The sequence below is a fragment of the Haladaptatus salinisoli genome (genome assembly GCF_020614375.1).
GTDB classification, from domain to species: Archaea; Halobacteriota; Halobacteria; order Halobacteriales; family Haladaptataceae; genus Haladaptatus; species Haladaptatus salinisoli.
The window spans coordinates 823,898-838,496 of record NZ_CP085327.1 but is presented as its reverse complement, the minus strand read 5'-3'; the positions used below and the strand labels follow the sequence as shown (position 1 = coordinate 838,496).

The 14,599-nt window shown below is 66.5% G+C and carries 18 protein-coding genes; 7 read left to right on the top strand and 11 right to left on the bottom strand.

Translation table 11 applies throughout. The features are described 5' to 3' along the window. Positions 1-13: 13 nt before the first annotated feature. Positions 14-292, top strand: coding sequence for a hypothetical protein (locus LIX00_RS04710; protein WP_227355040.1), 279 nt, complete (start codon positions 14-16; stop codon positions 290-292). A gap of 5 nt (positions 293-297) precedes the next feature. Continuing rightward, entirely contained in the window at positions 298-1,194 is an 897-nt protein-coding gene (locus LIX00_RS04705) for a universal stress protein (RefSeq protein ID WP_227355038.1), read from the top strand. Positions 1,195-1,197: 3 nt separating this feature from the next. Here the strand turns inward: LIX00_RS04705 and LIX00_RS26095 are convergent, their stop codons facing one another. Beyond that, on the bottom strand, positions 1,198-1,599 hold the full coding sequence (locus LIX00_RS26095; RefSeq protein ID WP_227355662.1) for a DUF6176 family protein: 402 nt from the start codon (positions 1,597-1,599) through the stop codon (positions 1,198-1,200). Here LIX00_RS26095 and LIX00_RS04695 point away from each other — a divergent pair. After that, positions 1,513-2,442 (top strand): hypothetical protein, encoded by a 930-nt coding sequence (locus tag LIX00_RS04695; RefSeq protein ID WP_227355724.1) that lies wholly within the window; start codon positions 1,513-1,515, stop codon positions 2,440-2,442. The genes LIX00_RS26095 and LIX00_RS04695 overlap by 87 nt on opposite strands. 103 nt (positions 2,443-2,545) lie before the next feature. Continuing rightward, complete coding sequence (locus LIX00_RS04690; RefSeq protein ID WP_227355037.1) at positions 2,546-2,986, top strand: AAA family ATPase; 441 nt, start codon at positions 2,546-2,548, stop codon at positions 2,984-2,986. 60 nt (positions 2,987-3,046) lie between these two features. On the opposite strand, the gene LIX00_RS04685 is transcribed toward LIX00_RS04690, so the two are convergent. The 5 genes from LIX00_RS04685 to LIX00_RS04665 all read right to left on the bottom strand — a co-directional run bounded on the left by LIX00_RS04685 (position 3,047) and on the right by LIX00_RS04665 (position 7,477). Further along, complete coding sequence (locus LIX00_RS04685; RefSeq protein ID WP_227355035.1) at positions 3,047-3,913, bottom strand: NmrA/HSCARG family protein; 867 nt, start codon at positions 3,911-3,913, stop codon at positions 3,047-3,049. A gap of 70 nt (positions 3,914-3,983) precedes the next feature. Beyond that, positions 3,984-4,565, bottom strand: coding sequence for an HhH-GDP family DNA glycosylase (locus LIX00_RS04680; protein ID WP_227355034.1), 582 nt, complete (start codon positions 4,563-4,565; stop codon positions 3,984-3,986). 127 nt (positions 4,566-4,692) lie between these two features. Further along, the gene (locus tag LIX00_RS04675) at positions 4,693-4,950 is read right to left on the bottom strand and encodes a hypothetical protein (protein ID WP_227355033.1); all 258 of its coding nucleotides are present in this window, start codon (positions 4,948-4,950) and stop codon (positions 4,693-4,695) included. Positions 4,951-5,022: 72 nt separating this feature from the next. Further along, on the bottom strand, positions 5,023-6,246 hold the full coding sequence (locus LIX00_RS04670) for an ornithine cyclodeaminase, nickel-pincer nucleotide-dependent (protein ID WP_227355032.1): 1,224 nt from the start codon (positions 6,244-6,246) through the stop codon (positions 5,023-5,025). Between the two features lie 70 nt (positions 6,247-6,316). Next, the gene (locus LIX00_RS04665) at positions 6,317-7,477 is read right to left on the bottom strand and encodes a glutathione-independent formaldehyde dehydrogenase (protein ID WP_227355661.1); all 1,161 of its coding nucleotides are present in this window, start codon (positions 7,475-7,477) and stop codon (positions 6,317-6,319) included. Positions 7,478-7,744: 267 nt separating this feature from the next. On the opposite strand from LIX00_RS04665, the gene LIX00_RS04660 reads away from it, so the two are divergent. Both LIX00_RS04660 and LIX00_RS04655 read left to right on the top strand, forming a co-directional pair. Continuing rightward, a complete protein-coding gene (locus LIX00_RS04660) occupies positions 7,745-9,391 on the top strand; it encodes an acetate--CoA ligase (RefSeq protein ID WP_227355031.1) in 1,647 nt (548 codons plus the stop codon). A 195-nt stretch (positions 9,392-9,586) separates the two neighbouring features. Next, positions 9,587-10,234, top strand: a complete 648-nt coding sequence (locus tag LIX00_RS04655) for an HD domain-containing protein (protein WP_227355030.1) — start codon at positions 9,587-9,589, stop codon at positions 10,232-10,234. 84 nt (positions 10,235-10,318) lie between these two features. Here the strand turns inward: LIX00_RS04655 and LIX00_RS25930 are convergent, their stop codons facing one another. The 3 genes from LIX00_RS25930 to LIX00_RS04645 form a co-directional block, all read right to left on the bottom strand. Continuing rightward, complete coding sequence (locus tag LIX00_RS25930) at positions 10,319-10,447, bottom strand: hypothetical protein (RefSeq protein ID WP_255679351.1); 129 nt, start codon at positions 10,445-10,447, stop codon at positions 10,319-10,321. 3 nt (positions 10,448-10,450) lie between these two features. Beyond that, positions 10,451-10,774 carry a DUF7979 domain-containing protein gene (locus LIX00_RS04650; protein WP_227355029.1) on the bottom strand — a complete coding sequence of 108 codons (324 nt, stop codon included), beginning with the start codon at positions 10,772-10,774 and terminating at the stop codon, positions 10,451-10,453. Positions 10,775-10,922: 148 nt separating this feature from the next. Beyond that, a complete protein-coding gene (locus LIX00_RS04645) occupies positions 10,923-11,999 on the bottom strand; it encodes a saccharopine dehydrogenase family protein (protein WP_227355028.1) in 1,077 nt (358 codons plus the stop codon). Positions 12,000-12,140: 141 nt separating this feature from the next. On the opposite strand from LIX00_RS04645, the gene LIX00_RS04640 reads away from it, so the two are divergent. Further along, complete coding sequence (locus LIX00_RS04640) at positions 12,141-12,554, top strand: hypothetical protein (protein ID WP_227355027.1); 414 nt, start codon at positions 12,141-12,143, stop codon at positions 12,552-12,554. Between the two features lie 54 nt (positions 12,555-12,608). Here LIX00_RS04640 and LIX00_RS04635 read toward each other — a convergent pair whose 3' ends face one another. Together LIX00_RS04635 and LIX00_RS04630 are read right to left on the bottom strand one after the other, a co-directional pair. Next, complete coding sequence (locus tag LIX00_RS04635) at positions 12,609-13,841, bottom strand: outer membrane protein assembly factor BamB family protein (protein ID WP_227355026.1); 1,233 nt, start codon at positions 13,839-13,841, stop codon at positions 12,609-12,611. A 315-nt stretch (positions 13,842-14,156) separates the two neighbouring features. Further along, positions 14,157-14,591, bottom strand: coding sequence for a DUF7313 family protein (locus tag LIX00_RS04630; RefSeq protein ID WP_227355025.1), 435 nt, complete (start codon positions 14,589-14,591; stop codon positions 14,157-14,159). Positions 14,592-14,599 lie beyond the last annotated feature (8 nt).

The following is a 14,599-nucleotide window of genomic DNA, read 5'->3' as shown; positions in this document are numbered from 1 at the left end:
TGCCTTTTTTGCCGTGGATATCCGCCCGTTTTTACCCGCGTTCCCGGCGCGGTTCGGGGAGCGGAACGGGACTGCGGGGCGTCCGTTCCGACGAGCGACCCGGTCGGCGTGCGTCGCCCGCGCCGGGAGTCCGGAACGAGCGGGAACGCCCACCGGCGACGCGACCGGCGTCCGGAGCGCCGCCGTTTCCGCCGCCGATTTGGGCGTTGACCGGCGCCGAGAGGGCGTCGAGCGCTCCGGGTCGCCGGTCACCACTTATGTTCGAATCCGTCGTACCTTCGGGACGACGTAACCACCATGTTCGACCGAATCCTCATTCCCGTCGACGGAAGCGAAGGGGCGCGCCGCGCCGCGAAGTACGGACTCGAACTCGCGGAATCGTACGACGCGGCGGCGGACGTGCTTCACGTGATAGACCACGGGCGATTTCGGTCGCTCGAATCGCAGGAGGAACGAGCCTCCCGAAGGGAGCGCGCGACCGAGTTCCTCGAAGACGCCGAAGCGACGGCCGCCGCCGTCGGCGTTCCCGTGGATACGCACCTGCGGGAGGGCAGGACGCACGAGGTCATCGCCGCGTTCGCGGCCGAAATCGGCGCGAACCTCCTCGTCATGGGTCGACAGGGGCGACGGGGACTCGGCGACCACCTCCTCGGGAGCATCGCCGACCGCGTGCTCCGCACGACCGACGTCCCCGTGTTGACCGTTCCGAGCGGCGACGTCGCGGACGACACCGGGACGACCTACGAGGGGGTGCTCGTTCCGACGGACGGGAGTTCGAACGCCGAACGCGCGACGCCGTACGGCGCGGACGTCGCGGGACGCTACGACGCGACCCTCCACGTCCTCAACGTCGTCGACGTGCGGACGGAGGGCGGACTGTTCAGCGCTGGCGGCGTCTCGGAGGGGTTCATCGAGCGATTGGAGTCGGAGGGCGCCGAGGCGGTGGAACGAATCGCGGACGACGTTCGAGACGCGGACGCGAGCGTCGACGTTCGGACCGCGGTCGTGCGCGACACCCCGTACGCCGGTATCCGCGAGTACGTCGCCGACAACGACGTCGACCTCGTCGTCATGGCCTCCCGCGGCGAGGCGAACCTCGGCGGACAGCTCCTCGGGAGCGTCACGAACCACGTCATTCACTCGGTCGACGTTCCGGTGTTGGTCGTGACGGCCACCGGAGAGGCGGAGACGTAACGCTCACCGTCGAATACGGTTCGCGTTGCGATACGACAGGCGCGTTTCGTTAGCCGCGAACTCCGGTTGCGGGCACCGCGACGCGGTTTTGGCGATGACGCTCGCCGCAGCGACGGGTTCACGAAGTGGGCGAGGGACTCCAGTTCTCCCCAGCCGCCGGCGCGAACGTCTCGGAGAACCGCGTGGTGCTCCTCGCCTATCTCGTACTCCTCCTCGTCGCCGGCTCGGTCGGCCTTTCGGAGATTCTCGGCTTCCACGTAGAGGTACGGTCGTTTCCCCGGACGAGCGGACGAACGCCGTCTCGGTGTAGACGCCTTCGTGTCGCAACGTTTCGACGACTTCCGACTCCCGTTCGCGCAGTTCGTCGAACCAGTCGCGGAGTCGGGATTCCCGTCCGGATTCGATGGGGGCGCGGGCGAGTTTGACTTCGGGCGCGGTCGTAGCTCCCCCGCTCGCGACAAAACGGTTCCCCCGCGGACGGAGTCGCCGGCGAGTCGTCGGGCCGTGAAGGCTATCGAAACGGACGACGATTCCATCACCGTGGATAGAAGAGAGTTCCTTCGACGGGCGGGTGGAATCGCGGCCATAGGGGCGGGCGCGGGTGTCGCCGGCGCGCAACAGGGCCGGTATCGCGCACCGGCCGTCACGTCCCCGGCGATTCAGGAGTGGGAGGTCGAAGCGACGCTGACCGACCGCATCCCGATTCGAGCGCGGGGGTGGACGTTCGGCGACGCGTACTCGACGACGGTCATCTACAAGGATTCGCGACTGACGGACGCGCTCGACGAGCGACTGCGCCGGAACTTCGACGGAATCGTCGGCGCGTTCGCGCCGACCCGCGTCACGTTCGACTCACCGCTGTCGGTCTTCGCGCAACCGTCGCTGGTGGCGGGGCTGGCGAAGCGACGCTTCGAGCGGACGGCCCGGAGACGCGGCTTCTCTGCGCTTCGGGAGCGTTCCCCGGCGGAGCGCGAGACCTCGCCGCGACGGGTGACCGCCGAGTACGAGGCGTACTACGACATCGGGTACGACGTGGCGCACTCGCTTCCGTCCGTCTCCGAACTCCCGCACGTTCGTCCGGACGGACGCGTGAAGACGATACTCTACTTCGACGTTTCGCGCCCCCGCGGGTCGTTGATTCTAACCTCGGCCGCGCGGCCGGCCGACGCGATGTTACGGGACGTCTTCGGCCGGGACGGCGACGCCTATCGAGCGGAACTGCTCCGACTGATGCACAGCGTTCGGTGACTGACCCGCGACGCTTTCCGCCGCCGGCGAACGCGGGGGGCCGGCGGGTCGAACCCCGCCCGTCACTCGTAGGGCGGTCCGGCACCAACGGGGGAGACGACCGGTGATCCTGATCGTTTGCGGCCCGGCGGGCGTCGGGAAGACGACGGTGGCGACGAAACTCCGCGAGCGACTCGCCGAGCGCGGGTGCTCGTTTCGGATACTCCACTCGGACCAGTTTAGCCGGAACACGTACGACCGGATGTACGAGCGGGTCGAGAACTCCGACGACGATTGGCTCCTCGACGGGACGTTCTACAAGCGCGAGTGGTTACGACGGTTCCGCGCGCTCGACGACGCGGTCGTGGTGCTCCTCGAAGCGGACTTGGAGACGTGTCTGGAACGGAATCGAGCGCGCGACGACCCTATCGAGGAACGGGCGGTCCACATCATCTGGCGCGAGTTCGAGGAACCGGACGCGGACGTGACGATAGACGCGGCGCGAACGACGCCGGAGCGAGCGGTCGAGCGAATCCTCCGGGAACTGCCCGTCCCGACCGACTGACGCCGACCGCGACGAATCGGCGGGACCGCGTCTCTCGCTCGGCGCTCCCCGTCCCGCCGCTCATCCCCAATCGTGCTCGCGCAGGTACGTCTCGAGTCGCGTGAGGTCGACGTCGTGTTCCGCCCCGAGGGCGTCGATGTCGGCTTGGTACCCGTGTTCGTTGAACCACTCGAACATCGTGGCGGACTCGTCGCCCATCCGCTGGCGGACGTCCTCGATGGAGAGGTGTCGGGCCTCGACCTCGCGGCCGAGCGCCTCCGAGAAGGCGTCCGCGGCGCTCTCCAACGTGCGCTCGTCGCTGGCGAGTTCGAACGCTTCGCCCCGGTATCGCTCGGGGTTCTCGAACGCCCGCGCGGCGAACGCGCCGACGTTATCCACGTCCACCATCTGGAGGGAGACGCCCTCGTCGAGCGCCAGCGCCAGCGTGCCGTCCTCGATGGCGTCGCGCTGTCCCTCGAAGTTCTGCATGAAGAAGACGGGGCGGACGACGGTCGCGGGGAGGTCGAGTTCCCGAATCCGCTCTTCGACCTCGTACTTGGAGTCGAAGTGCGGGATGCCGGTGTCTCGCTCGGCCCCGCCGACCGAACTGAACACGAAGTGTTCGACGCCGACGTCGGCGGCGACCTCCGCGAGGTTCGTTCCCTCCCTCACCTCGCCGTCGTATCCCGCTTCGTAGAAATTGGTCACGCCGAAGACCGCCTCCACGTCCTCCACGATGGGTTTGAGCGTGTCTTTCTCCTCCAAGTTGCCTTCTTCGACCGCGACGCCGCGGTCGGCCAACCGCCGGGCGGCGTCGCTCTCGGGGTGCCGCGTCAGTCCGTGCACGTCGAACTCCGCGTCGGAATCGAGCAGGTTATCGACGACGGCACCGCCCTGAGTCCCCGTCGCGCCGACGACGAGGACGCTGGTCGGAGTGGATTGCGGCATGGCACCGGAGGGACGTCGTCCACTCACTTAGGCGTGAGCTACGGGCGGTTTCCGTCTCGAAGTCGCTCGGTCACCCGTGTCGAAGGCGGACGAGACCGGCTTCGACTCGGGCGAACCTCTCGCTCTTCCGGTCGTAGCGCTCGAGGTCGACGTCGTGGCGTTCCGCGGCCTCCCGTACCGCGTCGAGCGGTTCGGGGTCGCTCTTCTCCCAGACGGAGCGGAGTTCTCGGAGGAAGATGTTCACCGTCACCGGACCGACGCCGTAGAACGCGTCGAGTCGGTCTTCGAGGTCGGCCTCGTCCTCGGCGGCGTCGTGCAGTTCGTTTAGGCTCCCGTCGTACTCGTCCATCAGCGTGCGACAGTTGCGGAGCACCTGTTCCGAGCGCCGGTTGTCGTATCGAACGTACCCGCCCTCCCGCATCACCGGGTCGACCAGGAAGTCGAAACCGGCCTCCTCGATGTCCTCCGGGGTGAGGAGGTCGTGTCGCTCGAACGAGCGGTACGTTCGCTTGGCGATGTCCTCCGATATGCGTCCTCCGAAGAGGACGCTCGCGAGGAACCACTCGAACACCGCGTCGTCGTCGCCCGACCGGAGGTCGACGTCGAGTTCCTCGGAGTAGAGTTCGCTCGATTCGAGGTCGGCGGCGTCCATGGCTCCCGTAGGTCGGTCACGTCCATAAACCCTCGACGCCGCTCGATGCGGCGCGTTCGACGCGCGTGCGAGGGCCCGAAAGCGCCCCGCGCTCCGCGAACCGTCCGCCCGTCGCGTACCGGCGGTCTCAGAGGTAACTGCGGAATCCGCACACGGTGCAGCGAAGCGTATCGTCCGTTCGGACGATGACGCCGACCCCGCAGTCGGCGCAGGTTCCTTCGTACGTCATCGAACCAGCCGGGACGGTTCGAACCGCGTTCTTCACCCGCTCCAACTCGGCGATTTTGCGGCGCTGTTTGTCGATCTGACGCTGTAACCGATGCAGTTGCTCTAACTGCCGTCGTCGTTCGTCTCCTCTCGTGGTTCTGCTCCCCCACGTTTTCATGGTCGTACCCCCTCCCTAAAGGGAGGACTCCGGCGAGCATGAATCTCTTGCCGGAGTCGTCCGGGTCGCCGACTACTCGGACAGCACCTGCTCGGCGAGCGCGGGGACGAACGTCCCCACGTCGGTCACCATCCCGATTGCCTGCGCGCTCCCGCGGTCGAGCAACTGCGTGACCGTCGCGGGGTTGATATCGACGCAGACGACGCGCGTGGTCGACGGGAGGCAGTTGCCCACCGCGACCGAGTGGAGGAGCGTCGAGAGCATCAACACGAGGTCGGCCTCGTGGGCCTGCTCGCGGATGGCGTTCTGCGCCTCGACCGCGTCGGTGATGGTGTCCGGCAGCGGTCCGTCGTCGCGTATCGACCCCGCGAGCACGAAGGGCACGTCGTTCGTCACGCACTCGTACATCACGCCCCCGTCGATGCGGCCGGCTTCGACGGCCTCCTCGATACCCCCTTCTCTGATGACCTCGCTGATGGTGTAGATGTGGTGTTTGTGGCCTTTGCGCGGGTGTTCCAGCGTCTCGATGTCCATCCCGAGCGACGTGCCGTACCGCCCGTGTTCGATGTCGTGGACGGCGAAGCCGTTGCCCGCGCTGAGCATGTCGACGTATCCCTCGCGGACGAGGCGCGCGAGGTCGTCGCCCGCGCCGGAGTGGACGAGCGCCGGGCCGACGACCGCGAGCACCTTGCCGCCGTCCTCTTTCGTCTCGACGACGGTCTCGGCGATTTCCCGGATGAGCGACTCCGACGGGCGCTCGCTCGACACGCCGCCCTGCATGAACCCGAACGGCCCGCCCGACCCCCGCGGGCGCTCCGGCGGGTCGACGCGCACCCCGGCCTCGTCCGCGACGACGAGGTCGCCCTCCTCGACCGCGTTGAGCACCTTCGTCCTCGCCGTCCGCTCGTCGGGGTCGACGACCACCGCGCAGTCCATCTCGATGTTCTCGACCGGGAGCCACTCCCCCTCGTAGCGCACCTGCGTCGGGTGGTTCGTCGTGGAGTAGAAGCCGTCCGGAACCACCCGGTCCTCGGGGGCCGGTTTCAGGGTCGCGTCCGGCGGGTTCGCGAGGTGCGCCCCGTTCTGGTGGAGTTCGTGAAGGATGGAGCGCAGCGTCTCCTCGTCGTCCGCGGTGACCGTCATCCGGGCGTAGGACTCCTCGTCTTTGTGTTTGCCGACTCGGAACTCCTCGACCTCGAATTCGCCGTCGAGGTCCATCACGACTCCGAAGCACCGCTGCATCATGCCGGAGTCGATGATGTGCCCCTCCAGCTCGACCGTGCGAGCATCCACCATGCGAAGGAGGACGCACGTGAACGCAATCAGCGTTACGTCGGCGTCAACCTGTGACGAAATACGGGCGTTCTCAGGGTTCGAGCAGCACCTTCGTGACGCCCTCTTCGCGGTTGTCGAATCGTTCGTACATCTCCGGCGCTTGCTCGATTTCGACGCGGTGCGAGACGACGAAACTCGGGTCCGCTCGTCCCTCGATTATCAGGTCGCGAAGCTGACGGTTGTACTCTTTTACGTTGCACTGGCCGGTGCCGAGCTTGAGTCCCTTCTCGAAGAGCGTCCCGAAGTCGATGCCGAGTCGGCCCTGTGCGGCCATCTCGTCCGGCGCACCGGGGTCGGAGGGGACGTACAGACCGGGCACTCCTAGCTGACCGGTCGCGCGTACGACCTGGATGAGTTGGTTGAGCACCACCGCCGGGTTCTCCCGTGCCGGATCGTATGCGTCGTCGCCGGTGTCGGTGTCGGGGTCGATGGCCTGGTAGCCGACGGCGTCGACGCCCTTGTCGACGCCGCCGCCGTGAGCGTCCCTTATCTGCTCGACCGGGTCGGCCTCCTCGAAGTTGATCGGTTTCGCGTCGCAGTACTCCTCGGCGAGTTCCAGTCTGCTCGGCACCCTATCGACCACGTATATCTCCGCCGCACCCCTTATCTTCGCGCTGTAAGCGGCCATCAGCCCGACCGGACCGGCGCCGAAGACGGCGATCGATTCGCCGGGCCGGAGGTCGGCGAGTTCCGTCCCGTGCCAGCCCGTCGGGAAGATGTCCGCGAGCAGGATGAACGAGTCCTCGTGTTCGTCCCCTTCCGGCAGGTGGAGGGCGTTGAAGTCCGCGAACGGGACGCGGAGGCGCTCCGCCTGGCCGCCCTTGTACGGACCCATCGCGACGTAGCCGTACGCGCCGCCGGCGAAACCGGGATTCACGTTCAGGCAGAACCCCGTGTAGCCGTTCTCGCAGTTCCGACAGAACCCGCACGCGACGTTGAACGGGAGGACGATGCGGTCGCCCTCCTCGAGCGTCGTCACGCCCTCGCCGACTTCGTCCACGATGCCCATGTTCTCGTGACCGAAGACGATTCCCGGTTCCGCGTCCGTCCGCCCCTCGTACATGTGCAGGTCCGACCCGCAGATGGCCGTCGTCGAGATGTCGATGATGACGTCGTCGGGATGTTCGATTTCCGGTTCGTCGACCGATTCCACCGCTACGTCGTGCGGTCCTTGATAGACGACCGCGTCCATTGGCATACGTTCCCACCCCACAAACCATACACTGGTGATAGATATGTCGTTATTCGATTCCATATGGTAGCTCGAGGCTAAATTGAGCCGTCAGAGCGTTTCTTCCCGAATCATTCGTGTTGAACGCTGGCGCCGTACCGACGACGACCGGGCGGACGAACGATACTTCCGCCCGACGTCGTTCCCCATTCCCTCCCTCGCTCGATAGGTGTTCGGAGGTGAACCGTTGGACAACGATTATACGCGCCGCCTCCGACTATGAGCGTGATGTCTGCTCACAATCTACACGATTACGACGACGAGCGGGAGACGTTCGACTGGGACGACATCTACGCCGAGGCCGACTGGAACGCGCCCGAGCGGTTGAACATCGCCCACGAGGTCTGCGACCGACACGCGGAAAACCGCGAGAAGGTCGCGCTCTACTACGCGGGCAAGGACGGGGAACGCGAGACGCTCACCTTCTGGGAACTCGCCGAGCGGTCGAATCGGTTCGCCAACGTCCTCGACGACCTGATCGAATCGGGCGACCGGGTGTTCTCCTACATGCCGCGGATCCCCGAGCACTACGTCGCTCTCGTCGGGACGCTCAAGGCGGGCGGCGTGTGGGGCGGCGTCAACGAACGGTTCGGCCCCGACGGCATCTCCTACCGACTCGACGACTGCGACGCGAAGGTCGTCGTCACCACGCCCGACAACCGGGACACCATCTCGAGGGCGCTCGACGACGCGCCGTCGGTCGAACACGTCGTCGTCGTCAGCGACGACGGAACCGGGATCAGGCGCGGGGACGTCAGCTATCGCGCCGCGCTGGCCGACGCCGACCGCGAGTACGAGACCGCGGCGACCGGCGGCGAGGACGACGCGCTGCTGTACTACACGAGCGGGACCACGGGACTGGCGAAGGGCGTCCTCCACAAACACCGGTGGGTCGCGGGGGTCGCGGCAACCCAGCGGTTCGCGGTCGACCTCCGACCGGGCGACCTCTACTGGTCGACGGGCGACCTCGGCTGGCTGACCGGACCCATCAACACCCTCGGCGCGTGGTTCTGGGGTGCGAGCCTCTTCACCTACGAGGGCGAGTTCGACCCCGAGACGTGGGCGGACCTGCTGGACGAGTTCCCCGTCTCGGTGCTGTTCAGCGTCCCGACCGCCTACCGGATGCTCCGCGAGAAGGAAGCGGTGCTGGAGGACGCCGATCTCGACCTCCGCCACGCGCTGTCCATCGGCGAACCGCTCTCGGCGGGCGTGGTCGAGTGGGGCGAAGAGACGCTCGGCGTCACCATCCACGACACCTACGGGCAGACCGAGACGGGCAACATGATAATCAACAACTACCCGACGATGGAGGTTCGTCCGGGGAGCATGGGCAAACCGCTCCCCGGCATCGAGGCCGCCGTCGTCGACCCGGAGACCGGCGAACCGCTCGAACCGGGCGAGACGGGCGAGATAGCCCAGCGCGGCGACTACCCCTGTTTCTTCGCCGGGTACTGGAACAAGCCCGAGAAGACGGCGGAGTGTTTCGTCAACGACTGGTACCTCTCGGGCGACCTCGGCCACCTCGACGAGGACGGCTACTTCTGGTTCGAGGGGCGCGCCGACGACGTCATCATCAGCTCCGGCTACCGCATCGGCCCCTTCGAGGTCGAGAGTTCGCTGGGCGAACACCCCGCCGTCGCGGAGGCCGCCGTCGTTCCGAAGCCGCACGACGAACGCGGCACCATCGTCAAAGCCTACGTCGTCCCGAGCGAGGGGACGAACCCCACGCCCCAACTCGCGGAGGACATCAAACAGCACGTCAAAGAGGAGCTGTCGGCCCACGAGTACCCCCGGGAGATAGAGTTCCGCGACGACCTCCCGAAGACCGTGACGGGCAAGATTCGCCGCACCGAACTGCGCGACGAGACGAACTGAGGGACCGCTCGTCCGCGGCGATTTCGAGGTCGAGGCGCGTCGGCGCATCGGTTCACCTCGCTACAGACGAATCCGTCAGCTATCGTTAGAGGAGATACGATAGTTGCCAGTTCGAATATCTCCCGGAATGGGATTCCGCAGCTCCTAATTTCACAGCTCCTATAACACCTAGGAGCCACCCTCTGATTACATTCGATGGCTCGTGAATTGGATTCGCTCGCTCGAAAGTTGTCGTTGCCGTACTACGAGGATGCCCTCCCGGCGCACGATAGCTTCCACGCCAAGCGGGTCCGCGATTTGGCGATTCGGTTAGCGAACGAGTGTGAGGGTGCCGTTGATCGGGACGTTCTTTCCGCAGCGACGTGGTTACACGACATCGGCCGGCCGCGAGAACGAGTCGGGAAAATCGACGACCACGACCGGTGGGCGGCGGTAAAAGCCGGAGAGCTTCTGGAGAGAGAGGGTGTGGCGACTGACACGATCGAAGCTGTCGAGCACTGTATCCGAACGCACAGTATTCGATCCGGCTCCCCCGAGCCCGAGACTCTCGAGGCGAAATTACTCTTCGACGCGGACAAGCTGGATGCCGCCGGAGCGCGCGGTATCGTCGGCGAGAGATCCGGTAGGGCGGGGGAACGATACGCGGTGATCGACGACTCGTCGGTTCCCGGCGCGGCTACATCGGACCTTCCCGACATCGATTTACTACGAGAATGGGCCAGGGAGCGTCTGGATTTGTTGTACACCTCGCCGGCCCGTCGGCTCGGAAAGTCCCGATGGGATTTCATGGACGAGTTCTTCACGCAGTTCGACGGAGAAATCGGCATAGAAGGGGAGCGGTAACTCGTTTCGCGCCCTCGTCATCCACGGGATACGAACCGTCGTTGGGGACTCGCCGACGGTCCTCGCTCGCGGTCGGTGACTCCCTCAACCGGCCTGCCACGGGTATCGTTTGTTGGGGAACTGCTGTCGGCGAATCGCCTCGACGACCGCCACGAACCCACCGAGAATCAGCGCAATCGCCGCCAATCCGGCGGGCTCCGTCCAGACGACCATCAGTCAGTAGGTGAAGACGTAGTACGCGTCACCTTTCCGTACCACCACTTCCTGCTCGCTAAAACTGGGCCTCGCGCCGCCCGGAATCGGACTGCTCCCGTCGAGCGTGTAACGAGTTCCGTCTATCGCGCCGTCCACGATGCGCTGTTCGCTCGCCGGCAGATTCCCGTACTCGTAAGGGGGGTGAGTCGTAGCGGGCGGATTCTCCGTCGAGGAAGCGAGCGCGAACTCGTAGTTGAGCGCCCCGACCCCGGCGACGACCGCGCCGGCGATCATGAACACGCCGAGGAAGAACAAGCCGTAGTTTATCCATACAGGTTTAGACATAAAGTGAACTCCCATCCGGGATATTTAAATGTGCGGCTTCGAACGCCCATCCCGAACGCGAAGTTTACGCCGCGAATTCGCCGGGCTTTCCGACGAGGTCGCCGGAGTTCGGCGGCGCTCCGAACTCCGCTTCCCCCTCAGCGCGCACTTACGATCGGACGGTCGTTTTTTCCGCCACGTCCTCGCGCTCGACGCCGTCGAAATCGAGGACGAAGTCCGGGCCGAACGCCGACGCCGGGGTCTGGAAGCCGGGGTCGACCTCGCCCGCGAGCGTGCGTCGGGCGGCCTCGACCGCGGTCCGTGCGGTCAACTCGTACGTGTCGGGCGTTCGCATGCGGGCGGCGACGTGGCGACCCTCGTCGTCCTCGACGCGACCCCAGATCCGGGTCACGCTCCGCGCTCGCCGCTCCGCGGTCGGGCCGGAGACCACGGCGTCGGCCGCGCGCTTCGCCGCCCGTTGCACCGGTTTCGCGCCGAACAGCGGGGTGAGCGCGCGCGTTCGCTTCATCACCCCCACGGCGTACTCCGGCACCGTGGCGTACACCTCGATGTTCGGGATGCCGGTCGTGTAGTACCCCGTCGAAACGTCGCCCCACGGGATGGTGACGGCGGTCTTCGTTCCCCGTCCGAAATCGACCCGGCGGGTCTTCCACGCCGCCGGAACCGCCCGAATCTCGCCGTCCGCGCGAACCGCTCCCGGTCTGGCGAGTCCCTCGATGATGGATTTCACGGTGCCGGGCGAGAAGGTCCCGAGGCCGTCTATCGCCAGCATGAGGCGGGTCGCGCTCGGTAACCGTCCTTCTAAGTGTCCGGCCAGACAGTCCGTCGGGACCGTATCGAACCCCATGGACGGAAGCAGGCTCACGTCGGCCCGCTCCGCGTCCCGGTCGCGTTCCGCGGTGGCTTCGAGGGCGTCTATCTCACCGTTGATGTCGAGGTAGTCGGTACCGGCCCGCAGGCACGCCGAAATCAGGGGGTCGGCGGTGTTCGAAAACGGCCCGGCGCAGTTCAACACCGCGGCGGCGTCCTCGACGTGCTTCTCGACGACCTCCGGGTGCGCCAGACTGAACACCCGGTGGTCGCAGTCGAGTTCCATCGCCTGTTCCTCGACTCGCTCGGCGTCCCTCCCGGCGAGCGTCGGCGACAGTCCCTCGTCGACCGCGGTTCGCGCGACCAGCGCGCCCGTGTATCCGTACGACCCGTAGACGAGCAGTTCGTCCTCCATGGTGGGCGTTTGCGTACCGATGGACAAAACTGGCGGGGCCGCGGTCTCCGCCGGTAGCTTGATGGGCATGTCGGCCGTTGGTCGTTGGCGATCGACTCGGCGGCGTTCGATAACCGACGAACCCGTCGGGTCGCGCCACTCATGACTTCGAACCGACGACCCATCTACATCGGTACCGACCCGGAGGACGCCGTGTGCGACCGGCACGGGGCGATGGAGCGGCGAGCGCCCATCGTCACCTTCGACGGGCACGTCCACGCGCTCGCGGACGCCGTGTCCGTCTACAACTGCCCCGAGTGCTGTCTCGAACTCGCCCGGGAGAGCGGCGGGCCGACGGAGACCGAGCAGGCCGCCTTCGAGGCCTGCTGGCGGCAACTGGTGGATACGCGCTGGCGGAGCGGTCTCCGGCGACTGTTCGTCGACCTCGGTCGCGGCGGGGTGGACGACGGGACGATTCACGTCCGCGAGCGGTTGGACGACGACGAGATTCCCGACTACCTCCGCGAGGCCGACGACTGGGAGGTGAAGACGCTGGGGGACGCCGGATCCGAGTGACGCGGTCGCGAATTCTACGGTAACGGGCTTCCGCCGTTGTCCAAGCGTCGTCCGTCACTCGAGCGCGATAACCTGTCCGCCTAGCGTCGCGGCGAAGACCGCCCCGTCGACCGGAGCGATCGACCGGACGTAGTCGTCGAAATCGACTCGCCACATTTCGCTGCCGTCACGGGAGCGGAGCGCTCGGACCGTCCCGAAGGGCACTTCCGTCGCCCCGTCGGGGGCCGCGGTCGCCACTACCACCGTCTCCGCGACCACGGCGATGTCCGTGATTCGTTGTTCGACCGTGTGGTGCCATCGCCGCCCCCCGTCGGAAAGCCGTCGACTGGCAACGGCGTACCGGGTGTTCTCACCCTCTCCGCGAAGGAAACCGAAGAAACAGTTCGCGGTGTCGGTCGCGAGCGCCCCCGTGAGGAGGGGCATCTCGGCATCATCGTCGAAAGGGAATGCGCTCCAGCGAACGGTGCCGCCTCGCGGGTCGACGCCGACCAACGCCGAACCCCCGTACGGCATCGAATGCCAGAATCCGGCAACAAGTCGAGAGTCGGTCGCTGCCAATCCCGTGGGATAGCCGAACCGCACTCCGTAGTAGTCGGTTTCCCAGGCTGTCTCCCCGGGCGAACCGATGCCGACGGACAGCAGACTTCGACGGCGGTAGCGAGCCACCGACCCGGTCGAGGCGTGGAGTCGTCCGCCGCTGACGAGCACGTGTGTCTGCGGACCGCCCTCCGTCGACCATCGCTGGCGGCCATCCGTCCCGTAGGCGCGCAGTATTCCTTGCCCGCCGACGAAGAGGGTATCGTCGGCGACGACGAGCGAATCGACGTTTCCGGCTTCCAGTTTCCGACTCCAACGTTCGACGCCGTCGGTTCCGATCGCCCGGAGCGCGGCACCATCGGCAGATACGTCGTACCCGGGTGCGATGAACGTGGTTCCATCGCGGACGGCGAGCGGTCCGCCGGGGCGGTCCGACCGCCATCGTACCGTTCCGTCCGTGCGGTTGAGTGCTGCAATTCCGTTCCCCGCCGCGTACGCTGTCTCTTGATCGACGACGACGGCGTTATCTCGGCTCACTCCAAGGGGAGCGACGGCCCACGCGACCGACGGGTTCGTCGGCGGGGTCGCGTCGGGATTGGCGGCGGTGTTCGCGGGGTCGTACCGCCGGAGCGGCCACGTGTCGGGGCGGGGAGTCCACGACTCGACGGGGCCGAGTCGGAGCCGCGAGACGGCCCCGACGCCGAGACCGGCGATGCCCGCGGCGGCGAGGACGTCCCGTCTGGATGGCATCAACGGCGAACTGTTCTCCGAGCGTAAATACTTTCACCGCGCGACTCCGCCGTCGATAGCTTCGGGAACCGCGCCGCAAGCGAGCACGAGAACGACGCCGGCCAGAAAGCCGCTCCTTTTCGGGGGTTCCCCTCCGCGATTTCGGCCAGCATCGACCCGACGACCCGCCGTATTCAGCCGCCGCCGTTCGCCGTCCGGTAACTGCTCCGCTGCGAGAAAGTGACGATCACCGACGGGACCCTTCGACCCGTCGCGTCTCGTCGGAATCGGCCACCGCCGGTTTCGATAGCGGGAGAAGTGAATATCGGAAACGGTTCAGACCACGGCGCTCCAGAACGGTTTGATGAAGCTGAACAGGCTGAGGTACGCCACGTACAGGAACACGACGAAGGACGCCGTGAGCGCTCCCTTCGGCTTGTCGAGCGGGACGCCGCGGCGCATCTCGACGGCGCGGGCCTCGACCTCGAAGAAGTCGGTGATGAAGAGTCCGAGCACGAGCGACGAGAGAACGATTCCGGCGTGGTGGTGCGTCGTCAGGAAGTAGAACGACCCGAGCACGAGCAGGAGGTTCGACAGTTCGTGCGGAATCCACCGGTCGAGCGTCTCGCGGTCGTCGTCCGTCGCCTGCTTCGAGTAGTTCCGGTACGCGAACCACCGCGTCCCCATGTTGAGCAACACGAGCGCGAGGACGACGTACTCCACGAACGGTTCGATCACGTCGATCGGCCCGAGCAGCGATAGGAGTTGCATGTCCGGAA

Excerpts from the sequence above, each read along its gene's own strand:
- LIX00_RS04705 (WP_227355038.1), top strand. The coding sequence starts at position 298 with ATGTTCGACCGAATCCTCATTCCCGTCGACGGAAGCGAAGGGGCGCGC.
- LIX00_RS04685 (WP_227355035.1), bottom strand. The coding sequence starts at position 3,913 with ATGCCGCAATCCACTCCGACCAGCGTCCTCGTCGTCGGCGCGACGGGG.
- LIX00_RS04680 (WP_227355034.1), bottom strand. The coding sequence starts at position 4,565 with ATGGACGCCGCCGACCTCGAATCGAGCGAACTCTACTCCGAGGAACTC.
- LIX00_RS04675 (WP_227355033.1), bottom strand. The coding sequence starts at position 4,950 with ATGAAAACGTGGGGGAGCAGAACCACGAGAGGAGACGAACGACGACGG.
- LIX00_RS04670 (WP_227355032.1), bottom strand. The coding sequence starts at position 6,246 with ATGGTGGATGCTCGCACGGTCGAGCTGGAGGGGCACATCATCGACTCC.
- LIX00_RS04665 (WP_227355661.1), bottom strand. The coding sequence starts at position 7,477 with ATGGACGCGGTCGTCTATCAAGGACCGCACGACGTAGCGGTGGAATCG.
- LIX00_RS04660 (WP_227355031.1), top strand. The coding sequence starts at position 7,745 with ATGTCTGCTCACAATCTACACGATTACGACGACGAGCGGGAGACGTTC.
- LIX00_RS04655 (WP_227355030.1), top strand. The coding sequence starts at position 9,587 with ATGGCTCGTGAATTGGATTCGCTCGCTCGAAAGTTGTCGTTGCCGTAC.
- LIX00_RS25930 (WP_255679351.1), bottom strand. The coding sequence starts at position 10,447 with ATGGTCGTCTGGACGGAGCCCGCCGGATTGGCGGCGATTGCGCTGATT.
- LIX00_RS04650 (WP_227355029.1), bottom strand. The coding sequence starts at position 10,774 with ATGTCTAAACCTGTATGGATAAACTACGGCTTGTTCTTCCTCGGCGTG.
- LIX00_RS04645 (WP_227355028.1), bottom strand. The coding sequence starts at position 11,999 with ATGGAGGACGAACTGCTCGTCTACGGGTCGTACGGATACACGGGCGCG.
- LIX00_RS04640 (WP_227355027.1), top strand. The coding sequence starts at position 12,141 with ATGACTTCGAACCGACGACCCATCTACATCGGTACCGACCCGGAGGAC.
- LIX00_RS04635 (WP_227355026.1), bottom strand. The coding sequence starts at position 13,841 with ATGCCATCCAGACGGGACGTCCTCGCCGCCGCGGGCATCGCCGGTCTC.
- LIX00_RS04630 (WP_227355025.1), bottom strand. The coding sequence starts at position 14,591 with ATGCAACTCCTATCGCTGCTCGGGCCGATCGACGTGATCGAACCGTTC.